Origin of the sequence: Pseudomonas sp. St386 (genome assembly GCF_018325865.1) — a bacterium.
GTDB classification, from domain to species: domain Bacteria; phylum Pseudomonadota; class Gammaproteobacteria; order Pseudomonadales; family Pseudomonadaceae; genus Aquipseudomonas; species Aquipseudomonas brassicacearum.
The window spans coordinates 5,923,412-5,945,295 of sequence record NZ_AP021900.1; the positions used below are offsets into that span (position 1 = coordinate 5,923,412).

21 protein-coding genes and 1 pseudogene are annotated in these 21,884 nt (G+C 62.3%); 10 read left to right on the top strand and 12 right to left on the bottom strand.

Going from position 1 to position 21,884, the window contains the following annotated elements:
- Positions 1 to 148: 148 nt before the first annotated feature.
- On the top strand, positions 149 to 1,387 hold the full coding sequence (locus KI235_RS26235; RefSeq protein WP_003205791.1) for an MFS transporter: 1,239 nt from the start codon (positions 149 to 151) through the stop codon (positions 1,385 to 1,387).
- A 46-nt stretch (positions 1,388 to 1,433) separates the two neighbouring features.
- Here KI235_RS26235 and KI235_RS26240 read toward each other — a convergent pair whose 3' ends face one another.
- From KI235_RS26240 to KI235_RS26250, 3 genes are read right to left on the bottom strand one after another with little or no spacing between them, the layout of a single operon-like run.
- Positions 1,434 to 3,635, bottom strand: coding sequence for a xanthine dehydrogenase family protein molybdopterin-binding subunit (locus tag KI235_RS26240; RefSeq protein WP_060614149.1), 2,202 nt, complete (start codon positions 3,633 to 3,635; stop codon positions 1,434 to 1,436).
- Positions 3,635 to 4,636: a xanthine dehydrogenase family protein subunit M gene (locus tag KI235_RS26245; RefSeq protein ID WP_003205794.1), complete on the bottom strand. Its 1,002-nt coding sequence runs from the start codon at positions 4,634 to 4,636 to the stop codon at positions 3,635 to 3,637. The genes KI235_RS26240 and KI235_RS26245 overlap by 1 nt, the downstream gene beginning before the upstream one ends.
- Positions 4,633 to 5,157: a (2Fe-2S)-binding protein gene (locus tag KI235_RS26250; protein WP_013694250.1), complete on the bottom strand. Its 525-nt coding sequence runs from the start codon at positions 5,155 to 5,157 to the stop codon at positions 4,633 to 4,635. The genes KI235_RS26245 and KI235_RS26250 overlap by 4 nt, the downstream gene beginning before the upstream one ends.
- A gap of 192 nt (positions 5,158 to 5,349) precedes the next feature.
- Between KI235_RS26250 and KI235_RS26255 the strand changes: the two are divergent.
- A pseudogene (locus KI235_RS26255) lies at positions 5,350 to 5,627 on the top strand (type II toxin-antitoxin system RelE/ParE family toxin).
- 15 nt (positions 5,628 to 5,642) lie between these two features.
- A complete protein-coding gene (locus KI235_RS26260) occupies positions 5,643 to 5,930 on the top strand; it encodes a HigA family addiction module antitoxin (RefSeq protein ID WP_003205799.1) in 288 nt (95 codons plus the stop codon).
- Between the two features lie 6 nt (positions 5,931 to 5,936).
- Here KI235_RS26260 and KI235_RS26265 read toward each other — a convergent pair whose 3' ends face one another.
- Entirely contained in the window at positions 5,937 to 6,503 is a 567-nt protein-coding gene (locus KI235_RS26265) for a DJ-1 family glyoxalase III (protein ID WP_003205801.1), read from the bottom strand.
- 139 nt (positions 6,504 to 6,642) lie between these two features.
- Positions 6,643 to 7,098, bottom strand: a complete 456-nt coding sequence (locus tag KI235_RS26270) for a DUF4879 domain-containing protein (protein ID WP_003205802.1) — start codon at positions 7,096 to 7,098, stop codon at positions 6,643 to 6,645.
- Between the two features lie 204 nt (positions 7,099 to 7,302).
- On the opposite strand from KI235_RS26270, the gene KI235_RS26275 reads away from it, so the two are divergent.
- From KI235_RS26275 to KI235_RS26290, 4 genes are all read left to right on the top strand, one after another.
- Entirely contained in the window at positions 7,303 to 8,598 is a 1,296-nt protein-coding gene (locus KI235_RS26275; protein ID WP_003205804.1) for an NCS2 family permease, read from the top strand.
- Positions 8,595 to 9,674: a tRNA (uridine(54)-C5)-methyltransferase TrmA gene (gene trmA, locus KI235_RS26280; RefSeq protein WP_003205805.1), complete on the top strand. Its 1,080-nt coding sequence runs from the start codon at positions 8,595 to 8,597 to the stop codon at positions 9,672 to 9,674. Before KI235_RS26275 ends, trmA begins: the two co-directional genes overlap by 4 nt.
- A 308-nt stretch (positions 9,675 to 9,982) precedes the next feature.
- A complete protein-coding gene (aroQ, locus tag KI235_RS26285; protein WP_003205806.1) occupies positions 9,983 to 10,423 on the top strand; it encodes a type II 3-dehydroquinate dehydratase in 441 nt (146 codons plus the stop codon).
- Positions 10,423 to 11,280, top strand: coding sequence for a shikimate dehydrogenase (locus KI235_RS26290; RefSeq protein ID WP_212795363.1), 858 nt, complete (start codon positions 10,423 to 10,425; stop codon positions 11,278 to 11,280). Before aroQ ends, KI235_RS26290 begins: the two co-directional genes overlap by 1 nt.
- Before the next feature lie 119 nt (positions 11,281 to 11,399).
- Here KI235_RS26290 and KI235_RS26295 read toward each other — a convergent pair whose 3' ends face one another.
- Both KI235_RS26295 and quiC read right to left on the bottom strand, forming a co-directional pair.
- The gene (locus KI235_RS26295; RefSeq protein ID WP_028237288.1) at positions 11,400 to 12,077 is read right to left on the bottom strand and encodes a TetR/AcrR family transcriptional regulator; all 678 of its coding nucleotides are present in this window, start codon (positions 12,075 to 12,077) and stop codon (positions 11,400 to 11,402) included.
- A gap of 103 nt (positions 12,078 to 12,180) precedes the next feature.
- On the bottom strand, positions 12,181 to 14,082 hold the full coding sequence (gene quiC / locus KI235_RS26300) for a 3-dehydroshikimate dehydratase QuiC (RefSeq protein ID WP_027912145.1): 1,902 nt from the start codon (positions 14,080 to 14,082) through the stop codon (positions 12,181 to 12,183).
- 266 nt (positions 14,083 to 14,348) lie between these two features.
- On the opposite strand from quiC, the gene KI235_RS26305 reads away from it, so the two are divergent.
- Positions 14,349 to 15,686 carry an MFS transporter gene (locus KI235_RS26305; protein ID WP_003205813.1) on the top strand — a complete coding sequence of 446 codons (1,338 nt, stop codon included), beginning with the start codon at positions 14,349 to 14,351 and terminating at the stop codon, positions 15,684 to 15,686.
- Between the two features lie 139 nt (positions 15,687 to 15,825).
- Here the strand turns inward: KI235_RS26305 and KI235_RS26310 are convergent, their stop codons facing one another.
- Both KI235_RS26310 and KI235_RS26315 read right to left on the bottom strand, forming a co-directional pair.
- Complete coding sequence (locus KI235_RS26310; protein ID WP_003205814.1) at positions 15,826 to 16,704, bottom strand: DMT family transporter; 879 nt, start codon at positions 16,702 to 16,704, stop codon at positions 15,826 to 15,828.
- Between the two features lie 62 nt (positions 16,705 to 16,766).
- Positions 16,767 to 17,543 carry an IclR family transcriptional regulator gene (locus tag KI235_RS26315; protein WP_003205815.1) on the bottom strand — a complete coding sequence of 259 codons (777 nt, stop codon included), beginning with the start codon at positions 17,541 to 17,543 and terminating at the stop codon, positions 16,767 to 16,769.
- A gap of 211 nt (positions 17,544 to 17,754) precedes the next feature.
- Here KI235_RS26315 and KI235_RS26320 point away from each other — a divergent pair, with 211 nt between their 5' ends.
- Together KI235_RS26320 and KI235_RS26325 are read left to right on the top strand one after the other, a co-directional pair.
- Positions 17,755 to 18,639, top strand: coding sequence for a neutral zinc metallopeptidase (locus tag KI235_RS26320; RefSeq protein WP_003205817.1), 885 nt, complete (start codon positions 17,755 to 17,757; stop codon positions 18,637 to 18,639).
- Positions 18,640 to 19,587 (top strand): alpha/beta hydrolase, encoded by a 948-nt coding sequence (locus tag KI235_RS26325; protein WP_114731639.1) that lies wholly within the window; start codon positions 18,640 to 18,642, stop codon positions 19,585 to 19,587.
- 143 nt (positions 19,588 to 19,730) lie between these two features.
- Here KI235_RS26325 and KI235_RS26330 read toward each other — a convergent pair whose 3' ends face one another.
- From KI235_RS26330 to KI235_RS26340, 3 genes are all read right to left on the bottom strand, one after another.
- Positions 19,731 to 20,324: an HAD family hydrolase gene (locus tag KI235_RS26330; protein WP_013694256.1), complete on the bottom strand. Its 594-nt coding sequence runs from the start codon at positions 20,322 to 20,324 to the stop codon at positions 19,731 to 19,733.
- Positions 20,321 to 21,190 (bottom strand): acyl-CoA thioesterase II, encoded by an 870-nt coding sequence (gene tesB / locus KI235_RS26335; RefSeq protein ID WP_003205823.1) that lies wholly within the window; start codon positions 21,188 to 21,190, stop codon positions 20,321 to 20,323. Before tesB ends, KI235_RS26330 begins: the two co-directional genes overlap by 4 nt.
- A 104-nt stretch (positions 21,191 to 21,294) precedes the next feature.
- Positions 21,295 to 21,864: a GNAT family N-acetyltransferase gene (locus KI235_RS26340; RefSeq protein ID WP_003205825.1), complete on the bottom strand. Its 570-nt coding sequence runs from the start codon at positions 21,862 to 21,864 to the stop codon at positions 21,295 to 21,297.
- Positions 21,865 to 21,884: the final 20 nt, after the last annotated feature.

Consider the following 21,884-nt stretch of genomic DNA (forward strand, 5'->3'; position numbering starts at 1 on the left):
AGCCTTGCTCCCACAGATAAATCCCCTCGCCACAAAAAAAGGTGCGATGTGGAAGATCGATGCTTGGCTAACTATTTTTTCCGCCACCGCAACTTCCAGTTACAGCTCGGTGATAATCTCGATGCCTTCATCACCGGACCCGTCATAGATGCCCAGCCAAGCGCCGCTGCTGCTCCGTCACCATCGTCCTTTCATAGCCTTCTGGCTGGCCCGGATATTCACCGCCAGCGGCTTCCAGATGCTCACCGTGGCTATCGGCTGGAACCTCTATCAACTGACCGGCAACGTCCTGGACCTCGGCCTGGTGGGGTTGGTGGAATTTGCCCCGCGCGTGCTGTTCATGCTCCACACCGGGCATGTGGCCGACCGCTATGACCGCCGCAAGGTGGCGGCCATCTGCCAGTCAATGCAGGCCATGATTGCCCTGGCGCTGGTGATCGGCAGCGCCACTGACAACGTCACGCGGGAGATGATCTTCATCCTCGCCTTCCTGCTGGGCGCCGCCCGCTCCTTCGAAATGCCGACCACCCAGGCGCTGCTGCCGAGCATCGTGCCGGCTGCGCTGTTTCCCCGTGCCGTGGCCGCCGCGCAATCGGCCCAGCAGTCGGCCACCATCGTCGCCCCGGCACTCGGCGGCTTGCTCTACGCCTTTGGCAGTGTCTGGGTCTACGGGCCGACGGTACTGCTTTACCTCATCGCGTGCGGCCTGATGCTCAACCTGCCCGCCCGACAGACACCGCTGAACAAAGGCAAGGCGACGCTGGATTCGTTGCTGGCCGGGATTCGCTTCATTCGCAGTCGCCCGGACATTCTCGGGGCGATCTCCCTGGACCTGTTCGCGGTGTTGCTCGGCGGCGCGACGGCGCTGCTGCCGGTGTTTGCCAAGGACATCCTGCTCACCGGTCCCTGGGGCCTGGGCCTGTTGCGGTCGGCACCGGCGGTCGGGGCCTTGCTGATGTCGCTGTGGCTGGCGCGGTTTGCCGTGGAGCGCAAAGTCGGCCGGGTGATGTTCACAGCGGTGGGCGTGTTCGGCGTCGCCACCATTGCATTCGGCCTCTCCACCTCGTTCTGGTTTTCCCTGGCGGTGCTGGTAGTGCTGGGCGCGGCGGACATGATCAGCATGGTGATCCGCGCCTCCTTCGTACAACTGGAAACACCGGATGAAATGCGCGGCCGGGTCAGCGCGGTGAACGGGTTGTTCATCGGCGCCTCGAACCAGTTGGGCGAGTTCGAGTCCGGCCTGACCGCCCACTGGTTCGGCACCGTGCCGGCGGTGGTCATGGGCGGCGTCGGCACGCTGCTGGTGACCGGGGCCTGGATCAAACTGTTCCCGACCCTGGCCAACCGTGACCGGATGCACGAACTGGTGGAAGAAGCAAAAGCCTAGTGGCCTGTACGGTTAATTTGAGTGCGCGAATTAGCCACACAGGCCACTAGATTAACTTGTCGAGGGTGATGGGAAAGTCCCGCACCCGCTTGCCGGTGGCATGGTAAATCGCATTGGCCACCGCCGCTGCCACCCCGACGATACCGATTTCACCCACGCCCTTGGACCCGAGCGCATTGACGATCTCGTCCTGTTCCTCGACGAAAATCACCTCAATGTCGCCGATGTCGGCGTTGACCGGCAGGTGATACTCGGCCAGGTTGTGGTTCATGTGGCGCCCCAGGGCGTGGTCCGTCAGGGTTTCTTCATGCAAGGCCATGCCGACGCCCCACACCACGCCACCAAGAATCTGGCTGCGGGCGGTTTTCGGGTTCACGACCCGGCCAGCGGCGATGGCGCTGACCACGCGATTGACCTTCACCGTCCCCAGGTCTTCGTCCACCAGCACTTCGACGAACACCGCCGAGTGAGTGGCCGTGGCGTAGGCCTGGCGTTTTGCATCCGGCTCGGCAGTGACCTGGGCCTGCAACGGCGTCTCGCCGCTTTTCTGCGCCAGCTCCGCGAGCGCAACGCTCGCTTCGCCCAGTCGCAGCTGACCATCGACAAACGTCACTTGCTCAAGGGTCGCGCCGCTGAAGGCCGGACACGCCTGGCGGGCCACGGCCAGGAGTTTTTCCTTCAGTGCTTCACAGGCCTGCTGCACAGCGGTGCCTACCGACGATACGGTGAACGAGCCGCCCTGCAGCGGCGCGGTGGGCAGCGATGAATCCCCCAGGACAAACGTGATGTCCTCAAGGGAAACGCCTGACGCCTCGGCGGCGATCTGGGTCATGACCGTGTAGGTCCCGGTGCCGATGTCAGTGGTGGCGCTGCTGACGGTCAACTTGCCATTGGTATCCAGCGACGCCTGGGCGCTGGCCTTCTGCTGCATGGCCTCCCACACACCACCGGCCATGCCCCAGCCCACCAGTTGCCGGCCTTCACGCATGCTGCGCGGTTCCGGGTTGCGCTTGTCCCAGCCGAAACGACGGGCGCCTTGGGCATAGCACTCACGCAGTTCCTTGCTGGAATACGGCTTGCCTTCGTTCTCGTTGCGCTCGGCGTAGTTGATCAACCGCAATTGGACCGGATCGATCGCCAGGGCACAGGCCAGTTCATCCATGGCGCACTCCAGGCCAATCAAGCCGAGGGCCGCACCGGGTGCGCGCATGTCCAAAGGCGTGTAGACGTCCAGTGGTACCAGTTTGTAAGTCAACTCGACGTTGTCGCAGTGATAGAGCATGCCGCTCCACTCCACCACATGCTCGGTGAAATCCTCGAAGCGCGAGGTCTGGCCGACGGCGCTGTGCGCCACGGCGAGCAAGCGACCGTTGGCCGCCGCCCCCAGTTGCACGCGCTGGAGAGTTCGCGGCCGATAGCCAAAGGTAAACATCTGCTGGCGCGTCAGGCTGACCCGCACGGAACGCTTGAGGGCCAGTGCCGCCATCACGGCCAACGGCAGTTGATATTGCGGACGCAGCCCGGAACCGAAGGCGCCGCCGACAAACGCGGCAAACACTCGCACTTGCTCTTTCTCGAGCCCGAAGACTTTTTGCACATAGGCCTGGCCGTTTTGCGTGCCTTGGGTCTTGTCGTGGATGTGCAGGCTGCCATCAGGCTGATACAGCACGGTGGAGGCGTGTGGCTCCATGGGGTTGTGGTGTTCAATCGGCGTGCTGTAGGACACATCCACGCTGAGCGCGGAGCTGGCGTACTCGCCCTGAAAATTCCCACGGGGCTTGGGTAATTCAGCCGGCGCTGGATGGGCGTCGTTTTGCAGGATTATCAGATCGGTCTGATGCTCCTCAGTCGCGTATTCGATGTCTATCAGCGAACCGGCATACCGGGCCAACTCGAGATTTTCCGCCACCACCAAGGCCAGGGGCTGGCCGCTGTAGAGGACCTGGTCGTTGTACAGCGGCCGGAACGGCGAGCCGTCCGCCGCATCGGCATCCTGGTAGGGTTCGTCGTAGCTGGCGATCCTCGGCCGGTTGGTGTGGTCGATCACCGCGACCACGCCGGGTAGCGCCAGGGCGCGGGAAGCATCGATGCGCAGCACGCGACCACGGGCGACCGTACCGGACACGACGCTGCCGTGCAGCAAGCCGTCCTCGGGGTATTCACCGGCATAACGGGCCTGGCCCGTCACCTTGAGCAGGCCATCGACCCGGTCGAGTGGTTGCCCTATGGATTTGCTCGGAGCGTTCATCAGGCTTGTCCTCCCTGCGGTGCGCGACCCAACGCGGCATCGCTCAAGGCGCGGATAATTGCCCGGCGCGCCAATCGGATCTTGAAACCGTTGTGTTCCAACGGCTCGGCGTCTTGCAGCAGTGCATCGGCGGCGACGGCAAAGGCTTCGCGACTGACGGTCTGTCCGACCAGCCAGCTCTCCACGGCCCGGTCGCGCCACGGTTTGTGCGCCACGCCACCGAGGGCCAGGCGCGCCTGGCGAATCACCGGCCCATCCAGTTCCAGCGCCGCCGCCACCGAGACCAGCGCAAACGCGTAGGAGGCGCGGTCACGGATCTTCAAGTAGTGGCTATGCTCGGCAAAACCGGCGGCAGGCAACTCGATGGCGGTGATCAGCTCATCGTCGGCCAATTGGTTATCGCGCTCCGGGGCATCGCCGGGCAGGCGATGGAAGTCGGCGAATTCGATGGTCCGCGCACCGCCCCGACCCAGGACATGGACCACCGCCTCCAGAGCGGCCAAGGCCACGCACATGTCGGAGGGATGGGTGGCGACACATTGATCGCTGGCACCGAAAATCGCATGGATCCGGTTCAAACCGTTCCGGGCCGGGCAACCGCTGCCGGGCCGGCGTTTGTTGCACGGTACGCTCGCGTCATAGAAGTAATAGCAGCGTGTGCGTTGCAGCAGGTTGCCGCCGGTACTGGCCATGTTGCGCAGTTGCGGTGAGGCGCCCGCCAGGATGGCCTGGGCCAGCAGCGGATAGCGGCGCTCGATCCACGGGTGCCAGGCCAGGTCGGCATTGCTCACCAATGCCCCGATCATCACCCCGCCGGACGGCGTTTCACTGAGGTCCGCCAGGGGCAGCCCGGTAATGTCGATCAGGTGCTCGGGGCGGGTCAGGTTCTCTTTCATCAGGTCCAGCAGGTTGGTGCCACCAGCGATGAAGCGGGAAACCGGGCTCGACAAATCGACGGCCGCCTGCACGGTATCGGGCTTGCTGTACTGGAAGGGATTCATTGATCACCTCCCGGTTGCCGGCAGAGCGGCAACGCCTCTTCGATGGCATCGCAAATGTGGGTATAGGCCCCGCAGCGGCACAGGTTGCCGCTCATCAGTTCACTGATTTGCGCGCGGGTCTGCGCCCTGCCCTCGTTGGCCAGCCCCACCGCTGAACAGATCTGCCCCGGCGTGCAGTAACCACACTGGAACGCGTCATGGGTGATGAAAGCCTGCTGTATGGGATGCAATGCGTCATCACCGGCCAGGCCTTCGATAGTGGTCAATTCGGCGCCGTCGCACATCACCGCCAGGGTCAGGCAGGCATTGATCCGCTTGCCATCGCGCAGCACCGTACAGGCGCCGCACTGGCCGTGGTCGCAGCCTTTCTTGCTGCCCACCAGGTCCAGTTGCTCACGCAGCAGGTCCAGCAACGTGGTCCAGGCCAGCACTTGCAACTCACGCACCTGGCCATTGAGTGTCAGGCGGATCGGATGACGGACGAAGGACACCGGCGTCGCTTCGGACAGGGTCGCGCTCATGGAACACCTCACGGTTGGTCGTACTCGCGGCGTTTTGGGAAACCGCCGTCATAAGGGGTACGACTTCAGGGTGGGGTGGAGCGTTCAAGGCAATTTGCGATGCCGTGGTAACGCAAGAGGCACGGTTTTAACGGGGCTGTGCGGTATATATGTACCGCCCCGAGTGTAATGTATCGCCTTACACTCCATTCCATGATTAAATCTTTTCAGCACAAAGCCTCAGGCTCTTTTATGAGACGGGGTCGACCCGTGGTATCCGGGCGGACCACGGGAAACGCCTGGCCCGCATGCTCCAGTTCCTGGACAGGGCTCAGGTCGCCAACGACTTAGATATCCCCGGATGGCGATTGCATCCGCTCAAGGGTGAGCTGGATGGATACTGGTCGCTTGAGGTTTCGGGAAACTGGCGGGTTATTTTTCGTTTCATCGGGTCCGATATCGAACTGGTCGATTATCTGGACTACCACTGATCAGGAGGCTGGAACATGCCCATGCACAATCCGCCACACCCTGGCGAAACCTTGCGGTTGGACGTGCTGCCCGAACTGGGCATCACGGTCACCGAACTGGCGCGACACCTGGGTTTCGCCCGGCCTCATTTTTCCCGGGTCCTGCATGGTCATGCGCCCATCAGCCCTGATCTGGCCGTGCGTCTGGAGCGTGCCGGGATCGGCAAGGCCAGGGTCTGGCTGGGCGTCCAGACCGATTACGATTTGTGGCAAGCCGAGCAGCGCGTGCAGCCTGTGATTGAACCCTTCCCACAACACGCTTGATGCCTGTCAGGCCAACAACTCCGCCGCCACCACACTCCTCACGCCCTTGCCACTGAGTTGTTCCACCAGCGTCAAGGCAAACGCCAGGGCGGCGGCTGAACCCTGGGCCGTGATGCAGTTGCCATCCACCACCACGGGTTGATCGACGAAGCTGCAACCGGACAGTTGCTGGCTCACGGCGGGCAGGCAGGTCATGCGTCGCTGGCGCAGGACGCCGAATGCCTGTAGCGCCAGGGCCGGGGCTTCGGCGATGGCGGCGAAAAACCGTCCGGTGGCGGCCTGGCCCTTGATCAGTTGTTGCAGCGGCTGATGGGCCGCCAGGTGTTGGGCGCCGATGATGCCGCCCGGCAGGACGATCAGGTCGAAATCCTGCACGAGCACGTCCACCAGCATGCCATCGGCCGTCAGGCGCGTGCCGCGGGCGCAAGTGAGCATCCGCCGCCCTTCGATGCTCGCCACCACGGTTTCGATCTGCGCTCGACGCAACACATCGATCAGGGTGACCGTCTGCAAGTCGTCGACACCCTCGGCGACGGCTATCAGGGCTCGGGGGATCTTGGTTCCAGGAATCATGGGCGCTCTCCGCTGGGTGATGCTTGTAGTGTAGGAGCTGCCGAAGGCTGCGATCTTTTGATAGGCGCTTGAAATTCAAGCGTCAGAGGGAAAGATCGCAGCCTCGCTTCGCTCGACAGCTCCTACACAGGTTGGCGGGCTACTTGATATACAGCTGGGTCGACATCCGGTTGCCCGGTGCGTTGATCGAGATGTTGCTGAAGCTGAAGGTGCCCTCTTGCTTGCCCTTCAGGTCGAAGATGTACACATAGCCGACGACTTTGGTTCGCACGGAACAGTCGTTAAGGTTGCCATTACTGTACGCACACACGGGCGAGCGGGTGCCGTCGACTTCAAAGCCGTCCAGGGTGACATGGGGCTGGCGGCCATAACCGACCTCCAGCACGTAGACCTTGATATTCGGGCCGCTGTGATCGCAACGCGTCTGCGCCTGCCCCGGGACGATGTCCTCGAAACCACAGGCCGGCGACTCGACCTTGAGCACCTTGACCTCGCTCAAGGGCGGTGCCGACGCGGCATTGGCGGCCTGGCCGGACAACCACCAACCCAGCATGCAACCCACCGCCGCCAGCAGCTTTTTATTCATGCAATACATAGAGACCTCCCGGAACCGCGCGCAGTATGGCCCACTTGGCGCGTTGGCAAAACATCGACGACGATCGCAGCCACAACGCTACGCTGCTGGTATGATGCGCGGCTTTTTCCGACCCACAGAAAATTCCCGGGCGCCGCTGGCGACCTGTGCTTTGCTGTTGAGGTCGATACATTCACGGCGCCGGGCGCGCCACGGGGAGCAGACATGCTGGAAAGGCTGTTTCAACTCAAGGCACATAACACCAACGTGCGGACCGAGATCCTGGCGGGCGTCACAACGTTCCTGGCCATGGCCTACATTCTGTTCGTCAACCCAAGCATCCTCGGCGAAACAGGCATGGACAAGGGCGCGGTATTCGTCGCCACCTGCCTGGCAGCGGCCATTGGCTCCACGGTCATGGGCCTGATCGCCAACTACCCGATCGCCCTCGCACCGGGCATGGGCCTGAATGCCTTCTTTACCTACACCGTGGTCCTGCACATGGGCCACACCTGGCAAGTGGCGCTGGGCGCAGTGTTCATTTCCGCCGTGCTGTTCTTCATGTTGTCGATCTTTCGCATCCGCGAATGGATCATCAACAGCATCCCGCTGCCGCTGCGCTCGGCCATTGCCGCCGGTATCGGCCTGTTCCTGGCGCTGATCGCCCTGAATAACGCCGGCATCGTGGTGAAAAACCCGGCGACCATGGTCGGCCTAGGCGACTTGAAACAACCGGCGCCGATCCTCGCGACCCTCGGTTTTGTCCTGATCGTCGCCCTTGAAGCCTTGAAAGTACGCGGCGCGGTACTGATCGGCATCCTGGCGGTCACCATCGTCTCGATCCTGATGGGCTTCACGCCGTTCGGCGGCGTGATGTCCATGCCGCCGTCCCTGGCCCCGACCTTCCTGCAACTGGACATCAAGGGCGCCCTGGACATCGGCCTGGTGAGCGTGATCTTCGCCTTCCTGTTCGTCGACCTGTTCGACAACTCCGGCACCCTGATCGGCGTCGCCAAGCGCGCCGGGCTGATGGGCAAGGACGGCCACATGCCGAAGATGGGCCGTGCGCTGATCGCCGACAGCACCGCCGCCATGGCCGGTTCGCTGCTGGGCACCTCCACCACCACCAGCTACATCGAATCGGCGGCGGGCGTCAGTGCCGGCGGCCGCACCGGCCTGACCGCCGTCGTCGTGGCGATCCTGTTCCTGCTGGCGCTGTTCTTCTCGCCACTGGCCGCCAGCGTCCCGCCTTTCGCCACTGCCCCAGCCCTGTTGTTCGTCGCCGTACTGATGACCTCGGGCCTGGCGGAAATCGACTGGGACGACATCACCGTCGCCGCACCAGTGGTGGTGACCGCCCTGGCAATGCCGTTCACCTATTCCATCGCCAACGGCATCGCTTTCGGTTTCATCGCCTGGACCGCCATCAAACTGGTATCTGGCCGTGGTCGTGAGCTGAACTCGGCGCTGGTCATCCTGTCGATCCTGTTCGTGATCAAGTTGGGTTGGTACAACGCATGACTTTTGATTCCCAGGCCTACACCGCTCAGCTCCAGGACAAGGTCACCCGCTTGCGTGACCTGCTGGCGCCGTTCGATGCACCAGAACCTGCGGTGTTCGATTCGCCCCTGAAGAACTTCCGCCTGCGCGCCGAATTCCGTCTGTGGCGCGAGGCCGGCGAACGGCACTACGCAATGTTCTCCCAGGACGACAAGCGCACACCGATCCTCATCGAGGAATTTCCCATCGCCAGCCTGCGCATCAACCAGTTGATGCCGCAACTCAAGGCCGCCTGGCAAGCCAGCGCGCCCCTGAGCCACAAGCTGTTCCAGGTGGAGTTCCTGACCACCCTGGCGGGCGATGCGATGATCACCCTGTGTTATCACCGCCCGCTGGACGAGCACTGGCACGCTGCCGCCTCGAAGCTGGCGGCGGACCTGGGCGTGAGCATCATTGGCCGCTCCAAGGGCAAGCGCGAAGTGATCGGCCATGACTACGTGGTGGAGAAACTCGAAGTGGGCGGTCGTACCTTCAGCTATCGCCAGCCCGAAGGCGCCTTCACCCAGCCCAACGGCACGGTGAACCAGAAGATGCTCAACTGGGCTTATGACGCGCTGGGCGATCGCAGCGACGATCTGCTGGAGTTGTACTGCGGCAACGGCAACTTCACCCTGCCCCTGGCCACCCGCGTGCGCAAAGTGCTGGCCACCGAGATCAGCAAGACCTCGGTGAACGCCGCGCTGAGCAACCTCAGCGAAAACGCGGTGGATAACGTCACGTTGGTGCGCCTGTCGGCCGAAGAACTGACCGAAGCCCTGAACGAAGTCCGGCCGTTCCGTCGTCTGCATGGCATCGACCTGAAAAGCTACGAGTTCGGCAGCGTCTTCGTCGACCCGCCTCGCGCCGGCATGGACCCGGACACCTGCGAGTTGACCCGACGCTTCGACAACATCCTGTACATCTCCTGCAACCCTGACACCCTCGCCGCGAATATCGCGCAACTGAACGACACCCACCGCATCACGCGCTGTGCGTTGTTCGATCAATTTCCCTGGACCCATCACATGGAGTCCGGAGTGTTGTTGACTCGGCGCTAAACGCTGGGGCGATCTCCCACCGGGCTGGACTAGGCAAAGCTCTGTGGGAGCAAGGCTTGCCCGCGATACAGGCGACTCAATTTCTGAAAGACCGCATCGCCTGTATCGCGGGCAAGCCTTGGTCCCACAAATAAATGCCCTCGCCACAAGAGCCCTCCCTCCTCTCTTGGCAAAGGCCATGTTCGATCATCGAACACTTATTGGCCGATGTCGGCTGCTTTATTTGACCAAATTAACCATCTAGTACAATTTATCTCCAGCGGCTGAAACCTGGCCGACACCAACAATAAAAATGTGGAGAAATTGCGATGCCTCCGATCGTTCTGGTGCTCAACGGCCCGAACCTGAACCTGCTCGGCACCCGCGAGCCGGCGACCTATGGCCATGAAACCCTGGCTGACATCTCGGCACTGTGCGGCCGCGCCGCTGAAGAGTTCGGCCTGGCGGTGGAGTTTCGCCAGACCAACCAGGAAGGTGAGCTGCTGGACTGGATTCACGGCGCCCGTGGCCGATGCGCCGGTATCGTCATCAACCCGGCGGCCTGGACCCACACCTCCGTGGCGATCCGCGATGCCCTGGTGGCCAGCGAAGTACCGGTCATCGAAGTCCACCTGTCCAACGTCCACGCCCGTGAAACCTTCCGTCATCACTCCTTCGTCTCATCCGTCGCCATTGGCGTGATGTGCGGGTTTGGCAGCCATGGTTATCGCCTGGCCCTTGAACATTTCAGTCAGCGGTTGAAGGGTTGATGAGCATGTCGAATATCACTGTGCTGGCCGGCCTGATCGGCGCGGGCATCCAAGCCTCTCGCACGCCTGCGCTGCATGAACATGAGGGCGATGCCCAAGGCATGCGTTACCTCTATCGGCTGATCGACCTCGATGCGCTGAAACTCGACAGCGGCGCCCTGGCCGATCTACTGGTGGCCGCCGAGCGCATGGACTTCACCGGCCTGAACATCACCTTCCCCTGCAAGCAGGCGATCATCCCGCTACTCGATGAGTTGTCACCCGAGGCCCGTGGTATCGGCGCGGTCAATACCGTGGTGCTCAAGGACGGCAAGCGCATCGGCCACAACACCGACTGCCTCGGGTTCGCCGAAGGTTTTCGTCGCGGCCTGGGGGATGTGGCGCGCAAGCGCGTGGTCCAGATGGGCGCCGGTGGCGCTGGCGCGGCGGTGGCCCACGCGCTGTTGATGGAAGGCGTAGAAACCCTGAGCATTTTTGACGTCGAGGTCAGCCGTGCCGAGGCGCTGGCCAACAACTTGAATCAACACTTCGGCGCTGGCCGCGCCCGCGCCGGGCATGACCTGCCCACCTCCATGGCCGAGGCCGATGGCCTGGTGAACACCACGCCCATGGGCATGGCAAAACTACCGGGCATGCCGGTGCCGGTCGAGCTGTTGCGCGGCACTTTGTGGGTCGCGGAAATCGTCTATTTCCCACTGGAAACCGAACTGCTGCGCAACGCCCGCGCGGTCGGCTGCCGCACACTGGATGGCGGCAACATGGCCGTGTTCCAGGCGGTGAAGGCGTTCGAACTGTTCAGCGGCGTGGCACCAGATGCGCAGCGGATGCTCGCGCATTTCCAAAGCATGAATCACTAAAGCCTGGTGATAAGCCCTTGTGGGAGCGAGCTTGCTCGCGATGGCAGTGTGTCAGTCGCAATCGATGCTGGCTGATCGGCCGCTATCGCGAGCAAGCTCGCTCCCACAAGGGGTCGAGGTCAGGCTTGCAGATAGCGCAACACCGACTCACAGACCATCTCACGATGCCGCTGCTTGATAGCTTCATCCGACAGGTCGATCTGAAAGATCTCACCGAACGTCTGGCGATTGGACACCCGGTAAAAACAGAACGAACTGATCAGCAGATGCACATCCAGCGGCTCGAGGCCGGCACGGAACACGCCCTCTTCAGCACCGCGCCGCAGGATCACGCCCAGGGAATCGAGGATGGTATTGGTCATCGCCTTGATCGCACCTGACTGCTTCACGTACTCGGCGTTGTGGATGTTCTCGATGCAGACAATGCGCACGAAATCCACATTGCGATCATGGTGGTCGAAGGTGAACTCCACCAGGCGCCGGATCGCATCGACCGGGGCCAGCTCCGCCAGGTGCAGGCGGCTCTCGGTGGTGCGGATGTCACCGTAGAGTTTCTCCAGCACCTCGACGTACAACTGCTCCTTGCTGCCGAAGTAGTAGTAGATCATGCGCTTGGAGGTGTGGATGCGCTCGGCGATGGCGTCGACCCGGGCACCGGCCAGGCCTTGCTGGACGAACTCGACGATGGCTTCCTGAAGAATGTTTTCCCGGGTCTTCTCCGGGTTGTTCTTGCGACTCTTGCGCGGCGCGGCGACGGGTTCGTCGAGCGCTGCGGAAAGCTCTGGATTCATAGTCATTGCGGGGCTCACGGCCATCACTGCACAGGCTGGCGATTATGGGCCGCACCGTGCACTGAAGGAAGCCAGGACACGGCCCATTACCGCCACGTTTACGATTTTCCTACAACTTGGCGTGCCGCAAACCACCGCTGCGGGACTTGGCCATGGCCGCCAGTCGCACCGCGACATTGGCTGCGCCGTAACCGGCGTAACCATTCTTGCGCTGGATGATTTCGAAGAAAAACCGCCCTTCGAACGGCTCGGTGTAGACGTGGAACAGCTCGCCACCCTGGGCGTCACGGTCGTACAACACGTTGAAGTAGGCCAGTTCGCTAAGGAACTCGTCGTCGAAATCGAAACGCGCCGCCAGATCGTCGTAGTAATTGAGCGGGATGTCCAGCAACGGCACACCCGCCTCTTTGGCACGACTGACCTGGGCGAAGATGTCGTCGCAGTCGAAGGCGATGTGATGCACGCCGGAGCCACGATAACTCGACAGCGCGTGTGAGATCGCAGTGTTGCGGTTCTCGGAAATGTTCAGCGGCAAGCGGATCGAACTGCAGCGGCTACGCAACGCACGGCTTTTTACCAGGCCATAAGGGTCGGGCAAGACCACTTCGTCGTCAGCCTCGAAATCCAGCAGGCTCTTGTAGAACAGCACCCAACTGTCGAGGCTGTCGGCCGGCAGCGCCATCGCCATGTGGTCGATGCGCTTGAGCCCGGCCCCAATGACCGCACCCGGCTGCAGGTTGAAATCGGTGCCATAGACATCGGCCTGCTGGTCCACCAGGTAAATCAGGCTACCGTCCGGTGCCCGCACCGCGGCCAGCTCCAGCTCATTGGGGCCCACCAACCCCCGATAAGGCTGGCCTTTGTAGGCAACAGCCCGCTCCAGGGCGCTGGCACTGTTTTTCACGCGCACGGCGGTGGCGCACAACGAAGGTCCGTGGGCTTCGAAAAAACTGTGGGCGAACGAGTACGGCTCGCTATTGAGGATCAGGTTGATATCACCCTGGCGCAACAGGCTGACATTCTTGGAACGATGCTGGCCGGCCTTGACGAACCCCAGCCGTTCCAGCCAATGGGACAGCTTGGCGCCGAGGTTATCGTCCACGGCGAACTCGAGGAATTCGATGCCGTTGTATTCGCTGGCCGGCGGCGTGGCGAACAGGATGTCGGCATTGCCCATGGAGGGCACTTCTTCAACCAGCCGCTGACGGGTTTTTTCTTCCAGGTACAGCAGCGAGCGCAGGCCGTCGGCGGCATTGGCCCGTGGCGGCGCGGCGCGGAAACCGTCGTTGAAGATTTCCAGCGACAGCGGTCCGGTGTAGCCACTCTTGATGATCGGCGCCAGGAAACCCGGCAAGTCGAACTCGCCCTGCCCCGGGAAACAACGGAAATGCCGGCTCCATTCCAGGACATCCATGGCCAGGATCGGCGCGTCGGCCATTTGCACGAAGAAGATCTTGTCGCCGGGAATCTCGGCGATCGCACTCGGATCGCCCTTGAGGGACAAGGTATGGAAGCTGTCGAGCAACACGCCGAGGCTGGGGTGATCGGCCTGGCGCACAATGTTCCAGACCTGTTGATAAGTATTCACGTGCCGGCCCCAGGCCAGCGCTTCATAACCGATCCGCAAGCCGCGCGCACCGGCGCGTTCGGCCAGCAGGCGCAGGTCATCGATGAGAATCCGTTCATCGCCGACACTGTCGGCCGAGGCGTTGCTGCACACCAGCACCAGGTCGGTGCCCAGTTCCTGCATCAGGTCGAACTTGCGCTCGGCCCGCTCCAGGTTGCGCGACAGGCGATCGCGGCGGCAGCCTTCGAAGTCGCGAAACGGTTGGAATAAGGTGATGGCGATGCCCAGGTCGGCGCACATCTGCCTGATTTCCCGAGGGCTGCCATCGTAGTAGAGAAGGTCGTTCTCGAAAATTTCCACCCCGTCAAACCCGGCGGCGGCAATGGCTTCGAGTTTTTCCGGCAAGGTACCGCTCAAGGACACGGTGGCAATGGAACGCTGCATGACTTCGGCTCCCGGGACAGGCATCGGCTACAAAAGGTGCGCCGCTTTTTAAAGAGTCAGCCGATTATTGAGCTGCCGGTTTCTTTCAGCAATTTAATATGTACCATCCAGTTAGTTTTTTGGGCGATTATCGAACAAAATGGCCATTGCCGAATTGACGATTTTTTGCTCACTGCGCACCATCGCTCCCACATTGACGCCGGCCCTGCCGACCTCGATGGACAGACCCAGACCAACCATAAGAATTTCAAAAACGGGTACACGCTATGATCCCTTCCCAAAGTTCCCGCCTGGCCCCCAGCCTGGGAGTCTCCTCCAGCGGCATCGGCGACAAGATCCGCGGCGCCATGGCCGTGGGCAAGACCCGTTGGGGCATGCTCGCCCTGGTGTTTTTTGCCACGACCCTGAATTACATCGACCGTGCCGCCCTGGGCGTCATGCAGCCTATCCTGGCCAAGGAAATGAGCTGGACGGCGATGGACTACGCCAACATCAACTTCTGGTTCCAGGTCGGTTATGCCGTCGGCTTCGTGTTGCAAGGACGGCTGATCGACCGGATCGGCGTCAAGCGCGTGTTCTTCTGCGCGGTGCTGCTCTGGAGCCTGGCGACCGGCGCCCACGGCCTGGCCACCTCGGCGGTGGGCTTCATGGTCTGCCGCTTCATCCTCGGCCTGACCGAAGCCGCCAACTACCCGGCCTGCGTGAAGACTACGCGGCTGTGGTTCCCGGCCGGTGAACGGGCCGTGGCGACTGGCATTTTCAACGCCGGGACCAACGTCGGCGCGATGTTCACCCCGATGCTGCTGCCACTGGTCCTGCACGTGTGGGGCTGGCAGGCGGCGTTCCTGTGCATGTCGGCATTGGGCGGGATCTGGCTGCTGTTCTGGGGCCTGAAATACTTCAACCCCGAAGACCATCCCAGCGTCAAACAGTCGGAACTGGACTACATCCAGGCCCAGGAGGAACCGGACCAGGTCCGCGTGCCGTTCTCACGCATCCTGCGCATGCGCGGCACCTGGGCGTTCGCCCTGGCCTACTCGATTACCGCCCCGGTGTTCTGGTTCTACCTCTATTGGCTGCCGCCGTTTCTGAACCAGCAATACAACCTGGGCATCAACGTGACCCAGATGGGCATCCCGCTGATCATCATCTACCTCACCGCCGACTTCGGCAGCGTGGGCGGCGGCATCCTGTCTTCGTTCCTGATTGGCCGTGGTCTCAATCCGATCAAGGCGCGACTGGTGTCCATGCTGCTGTTCGCCTGCTGCATCATCGGCGTGATCATGGCCGCGGGCTCCAGCAGCCTGTGGATGGCGGTATTCGCCATTTCCCTGGCCATCGGCGCGCACCAGGCCTGGACCGCCAACATCTGGAGCCTGGTGATGGACTACACGCCCAAGCACATGATGAGCACGGTGTTCGGCTTCGGCGGCATGTGCGCGGCCATCGGCGGGATGTTCATGACTCAACTGGTGGGCCACATCCTCACGATCACCAATAACAACTACACCGTGCTGTTCACCCTGATCCCGGCGATGTACTTCATTGCCCTGACCTGGTTGTACTTCATGGCACCGCGCAAGGTGCCTACGCTGGAAAACTGATTCCCGTCAGCCCGGGATTATTTATCCCACTGCGGGAGCAAGGCTTGCCCGCGATGAAGACGATACGGTCCTAAGTGAACCGAAGCGCCTTCATCGCGGGCAAGCCTTGCTCCCACAATTACCCCCTTCACAATCGGTGTTAAGCCCGCCGCTGCTGCCACGCCGCCGCCAACCCACTCAAGCAGATCAAGGTGATGCCCACCACGGTGGTCAGCGTCGGCGTGTGGTTGAACAACAACCAGCCCAGCAGCCCGGCAAACACGATCTGGCAGTACCCGAATGGCGCGAGCAGCGCCGGGGCGGCAAAGCGGAAGGCCTGGGTCAGCATCAGGTGCGCCGTCATCCCGCAGGCGCCCAGCGCCAGCATCATCGCACCGTGCAACAGGCTCGGCACTTGCCAGAAGAACGGCACCAGCGCACTCATCACCAACGTATTGCACAGGCCAGCGAAGAAGTTGCTGGTGGTCGGGCTGTCGATCTCGCTGAGCTTGCGCGTGAGCAGTTGGTAGAAACAGAAGAACAGCGCCGAACAGAACGGCAATATCACCGCCGGGGTGAACAGATCCCCACCCGGATGGACGATGATCAGCACCCCGATAAAGCCGAAGATCACCGCGATCCATTGGCCGCGTGTCACGTGTTCGCCCAGCAATGGCACCGACAACGCGGTGACCAGCACGGGCGCGAGGAAGTTGACCGCCGTCGCCTCGGCCAACGGGATATACAACAGCGCCGTGGTGAAGAACAGGCTGGTGCCCAGCAGGCACAGCGCCCGGGCCAGTTGCCACAAAGGACGCTTGGTCCGCAGGACCCGCAACCCCGAGCGCGGCAGGAAAATACCCGCCATCAACAACGTGTGCACCACGTAACGTGCCCAGACCACCATGATGATCGGGTAGAAACCCGAGAGATATTTCGACAAGGCGTCATGACTGGAGAACAGAAACGTCGCCACCAGAATAAGCAGGATGCCCTTGAAAGCCTGATTGACGCCGGAAAGCGGAGTGCTGACGGTCATGTAGGAATCCTGCGTTGCGTGATGTAGGGAGCAAGGCTTGCCTGTGACGGATGAGACCGCATTCAGCTGAACAACTCCGAGGCCTGACTGGCTTGCGATAGCTCCTCGGCAAACGCCAGCAAGGTCGGTGCCAGCTCATGCAACCGCGCCCGCGTCATCCGTGCGCTGGGGCCGGCAACACTCAATACGCCGATGACTCGGCCATCCAATGGATGACGGACCACAGCGGCAATGGCCGACGTGCCGATCGCCGAGCTTTCCTCGACACAGGCATAGCCTTGCTCGCGGGCCTGGTGCAGGTACTGGAGCAGTTCAGCCGGGCTGCGTGGTGCGTTTGGCCCGGCGTCCGCCGGCACTTGCACAGCCTGGCGCGCCACCAGTGCCAACGCCTCGGCGTCACTCATGCAAGCCAGCCAGGCATGGCCCGACGCGGTATAGGACAACGGCGTCTCACGCCCCATGTCCGGGTCGTAGCGCAAGCCGGAACGGGCCCCCTGAGACTTGGCGATCCAGGTCTGGCACTCCCCTTCGATGACACCCAGGCGCACCAGTTCACCCGTTTGCTGTGCAAGGCGATCGAGCACTGGCTGGACGATGTCGGCTCCACTTCGCGACAGATAACGAAAGCCCATGGCGACCAGGCGAGTCGACAAGTGATAACGCAGGTTCTCGGGACTCTGGCGCACATAGCCCAGGCGCATCAGTTCGGCGAGCAAACGGTGGGTGGCACTCTTGGGAATCTGCAACTGTTCGGCCAAGCCTAGCAGCGGCCAGCCGCGAGGGTCGCTGGCGAGGCTTTCCAGCACATTGAAAACCCGTTCGATTTGACTGCCGGCCATGAGCGATCCAAAGGTAAGTTCGTCGATTCTAGAATATGCAAAGTGTAATGCAAATTCTGGAACCGATGCGCCATTCATTCATGCGCTGATGAACCAAACCCCGCGACGGTTGCCTGAAAGCTCAGGCATCACGCGCATCCTGACGCCCCAAAAGCTAGACTCACCGCAACGACAATACAGTGACACCCCGGCCAATCAGAGGAACGCCCACATGTTATGGAAAAAAGGTCGCCGCAGTGACAACGTGGTGGACGCTCGCGGTGACGGTGGGGGCGGTGGCGGGATGCGTTTCGGCGGCGGCAAGGGCTTGAGCCTGACGGCCGTCCTCCTGATCGTCGGCATCGGCTGGATCACCGGCCAGGACCCGATGCAGATTCTCGGCCAACTGGCCGGGCAGATGGATCAATCCGCACCCACCTCTTCACAGACCCGCCAGGCGCCACCGGCCAACGATGAACAGGCCGAGTTCGTGCGCTCGATCCTTGGCGATACCGAAGACACCTGGGGCCAGGTTTTCCAACAGGCCGGACGCCAATACCAGCAACCGAAACTGGTGTTGTTCAGCGGCCGGGTCAACTCGGCCTGCGGCCTTGCCTCGTCGGCGACCGGTCCGTTCTATTGCCCGGCAGACCGGCAAGTCTATCTGGACATGAGTTTCTTCAAGGAAATGTCCCAACGCTTCGCCGCCGCCGGAGACTTCGCCCAGGCCTACGTCATTGCCCACGAAGTCGGACACCATGTGCAGACGCTGCTCGGCGTGTCGGCGAAAATCCAGGAAGCACGCCAGCAAGGGCGGCAGATGGAGGGCGATGGCGGCTTGTTGGTACGCCAGGAGTTGCAGGCCGATTGCCTGGCGGGTGTGTGGGCCAACCATGCGCAAAAACGCCTGAACTGGCTGGAGCCGGGAGACATCGAAGAGGCCTTGAATGCCGCCAATGCCATCGGCGATGACCGCTTGCAGCAACAAGGCCAGGGCCGCGTGGTGCCGGACTCGTTCACCCACGGTACTTCGGCGCAGCGAGTGCGCTGGTTCAAGACCGGGTTCGCCCAGGGCCAGGTCAGCCAGTGCGACACGTTCGCGGCGAAAACCCTGTAGATGAAGTGGGGGGCGTTGATCGGGCTGGTGCTGTGCTGCGCCGTTGCCCAGGCCGAGGAACACGGCGTCAACGTGGTCGCCCAAGGGCGACTGCAGTTCAAGGGTGGTGCCCTGGCCGTCGGCGTAAGCCCACCGCCGGCGTCCATCCAGCGCGTGTTGATCATCCTCCACGGTCGGCTGCGCAATGCCGACACCTACCTGCACAGCGCCGAAAAGGCTGCCGGGCAGGCCGGGCAACTGGGCACCACCCTGATCATCGCCCCGCAGTTCCTCAATGAACAGGACGTGGCGCGCCATCAATTGCCCAATGACATCCTGCGCTGGCAAGGCAACGACTGGATGGCCGGTGGTTTATCCACAGGGCCGAACCCGGTCAGTTCCTACCAGGTACTCGACGACATCGTTGCGCGAGTCAGTGACCGGCAACAGTTTCCCGAAGTGAAAGAGATCGTCATCGCCGGCCATTCCGGCGGCGCCCAGGTCGTGCAGCGCTATGCCCTGCTCGCCCACGGCCAGTACCGGATCAACCCACGCTTTGTCATCGCCAACCCGTCGTCCTATGCCTACTTCGATGCGCAACGGCCCATGGCTTTCGACCCGGCCAGTTGCCCTGGCTTCAATCATTGGAAGTACGGCCTGCAGAACTTGCCAGCCTACGCGGCGGGGCAAACACCCGCGCAACTGGAAGATAACTACGCCAAGCGCGACATCGTCTATTTGCTCGGACAACAAGACACCGACCCGGAACATCCGGCGCTGGATAAAGGCTGTGAAGCACAAACCCAGGGGCCGTATCGGTTACTGCGCGGGCATTTCTTTTTCGACTACCTGACCCGGCGCCATCCCGTGGGGTTGAACCAGCGGCTGATCGAAGTGCCGGGGGTGGGGCATAACGGGGATGGGATGTTGACTTCGCCCGAGGGGTTGAAGGTGTTGTTTGGTCAGTGAGTTTTGTAGCGAATGACAGGGACCTATCGCGAGCAAGCTCGCTCCCACAGGGGGTCTCTGTCGATTACAAAATCTGTGCTCGACACAAATTCACTGTGGGAGCGAGCTTGCTCGCGATAGCGATCGATCAGTCAACCCAGCGCTCAAGCCAACAGCATCCGCCGCAACTCCCCACAATCGCGCGCATGCCAATCCGTCAGCTCCGGCCACGGGTTGTCCGGCAGGTTCACCAGCACCGTCCGTGCACCCGCCGCGCGCCCGCAGTCCAGGTCAAAGCGGTAATCGCCCACCATCACCATCGTCTCGGGCGCCACGTTCCAGGCCTCGGCCAGCTTTAACAGGCCACCGGGGTGGGGTTTGGGCGGTGCTTCGTCGCGGCCCAGTACATCCTCCACGGCGAAGCAGTCCGCCAGGCCGATGGCTTCGAGGGTGACGTGGGCCAGCTCGCGGGCGTTGCGGGTGAGGATGCCCAGGCGATAACCGCGCCCGGCCAGCTCTCGCACCAGTTCAACCGCCCCCGGCGCGGGCCTGGAGCCCAGCGCCAGGTCCCGTTCATGCTCCAGCAGCCAGGCATGCTTGGCCGCAGCTTCATCAGCCGGCAACGCCGCCAGGTGGGTGAGGATGTCGTCTTCGGCCGGAATCGCCAGGGCCACGCGGATCGCCGCGAAGTCATGCACGGCAATCGTCAGCGTGCCGTCCATGTCGAATACCCAGTGACGAACCTCGGCCAGGCTCATGCCCAGTCCTTGCGATGGCGGATCAAGCCTTCCTGGGTCACCGAGGCCACCAGTTGCCCGGCGCGGTTGAACACGCTGCCACGGGAAAACCCGCGGGAGTTTCCGGCCCACGGGCTGTCCATGGCGTAGAGCAACCAGTCATCGGCGCGCAGGTCGGCATGGAACCACAAGGCGTGGTCGAGGCTGGCGACCTGCATGTCTTTGTGCCAGACCGATTTGCCGTGGGGCAGCAACGAAGTGGTCAACAGGCCGAAGTCCGACGCGTAGGCCAGCAGGTATTTGTGCAGGGCCGGCGAATCCGCCAGGGCGCCATCGGCGCGGAACCACACGTATTTGACCGGGTCCGCCGGTTGCGGGTTGTAAGGGTCTTTTTCGGTGACCGGGCGCACCTCGATCGGCTTGGGGCACAGCAGTTTTTCGCGCATGTGCTCAGGCAGCAGGTGCGCGCGCTGCTGGGTCAGTTCCAGCTCGGATGGCAGATTCTCCGGCCCGACGACTTGCGGCATGCTGCTCTGGTGCTCAAAGCCCTCTTCGTCGTACTGGAATGACGCACTGCAAGTGAAAATCGGGTTGCCCTTCTGGATCGCCGTCACCCGGCGAGTACTGAAGCTGCCACCGTCGCGCACCCGGTCCACCTGGTAGACCACCGGCAGCGCGGCGTCGCCCGGACGCAGGAAGTAACCGTGCATCGAATGCACATGGCGCGCCTCTTCCACGGTCTGGCTGGCCGCCGACAACGACTGGCCCAGGACCTGGCCGCCGAACAACTGGCGAAATCCCAGGTCCTGGCTACGCCCGCGAAACAGGTTCTCTTCGATCGGTTCCAGGGTCAGCAGGTCGACCAGATCTTCCAACACGTGGCTCATTCAGACTTTCCTCACACAGCGCAAAAACCGCGCAGTCTATGCTGCGGCGGCGGATCGATAGTGGCCCGGGCCATTTTGGCGGGCATTGTAAACGTCCGTGTCGGCTAACCGTGCAGGGTCTGCAACCACTGCTCACGATTGATGCGATAGAGCACATGGTGACGCAATGGATGACCGACGGCGAGTGTCGGGTGTTCGAAATCGTCAGCCGGGTCGTGCTGCATGCCAATGGCCTGCATGACCTTTTGCGATGGCAGGTTGTCGACGGCGGTGAACGCCACCACTTCGTCCAGCGTCAACTGGTCGAAAGCACAACGCAGGGCGGTCCAGGCCGCTTCGCTGGCATACCCCAGGCCCCAGTGTTCCCGGGCCAGGCGCCAACCGATCTCGATAGCCGGTGTGAAAGGCGCATCGAACCCGACCACACCCAGCCCGGTAAAGCCAATGAAGGCGCCAGTGTCCTTGCGTTCCAGGGCCCACAAACCAAAACCATGCTCGGCGAAATGCCCCCGCACGCGACCGATCAGGGCAGCGCTTTCCAGGCGGCTCAGGCGCGCCGGGAAATAACGCATCACCTGCGGGTCTGCGCACATGGCGGCAAATTCCGGCAAGTCATCATCGTGCCACTGCCGCAATAGCAGCCGCGCGCTTTCCAGTTCCAGTATCGGCTCCATTTTCACTCCCCTTCCATGCC